Genomic DNA, 624 nt, shown 5'->3' on the forward strand with positions numbered 1-624 from the left:
CGCCCCGCCCGCGCCGCACCCGCCCGTACGGCAGGGTCGAGCGGATTACGGCCGAACGCCTGCCTCGCTTCCGGGGACGGCGACACCAGGACCGCACGCGCACCCCGCTCCACAAGCCGCCGGGTCTGGGCGGCTGGAGACACCAGGGGGCCACTCCCGAGCGTCATCGGCGCGAGGACGACGACCTGGTCGTACCCCTCGGCGAGTTGCGCGTTGGCCGCCGAGTGGATGCCGCCGTCGATCCAGCGACGGTCCTCGATGGTGACCGGGGGCCACACCCCGGGGACGGCACAGCTGGCAGCCACGGCGTCACCCAGGGGCAGCCCGCTGTCCTTGTCGAAGACCCGTAGTTCACCGGTCACCGTGTCGACCGCGGTGATGCGCAGCGCGCGGTCGGGCCACTCCGGTGAGACGAGCCGGGTCTCGATCGCCGCGCGCCGGGCCGCCGCGCTGGGCGTTCTGGCCGCGAATGCCATACGGCCGATCTTCCGCCCGTACGCCTCCGGAGTGCGCGAGGTCACCGTCGCCCAGGCGAAGCGGAGCAACAGCCCGATACCGAGTCGGCCTGGGATCTCGCCCTCAGGGGCGGCGAGTTGACGCTCGTAGACCTCCTTGAGCGTGCTG

The 624-nt window shown here is 72.9% G+C and carries 1 protein-coding gene; it reads right to left on the reverse strand.

The annotated features are described in order from the left end of the window. Positions 1–624, reverse strand: a 624-nt coding sequence (locus AC31A1_RS52305) for a patatin-like phospholipase family protein (RefSeq protein ID WP_489660059.1), incomplete at both ends; no start/stop codon positions are given.

The sequence above is a fragment of the Streptomyces sp. P5F9 genome, from assembly GCF_057961495.1.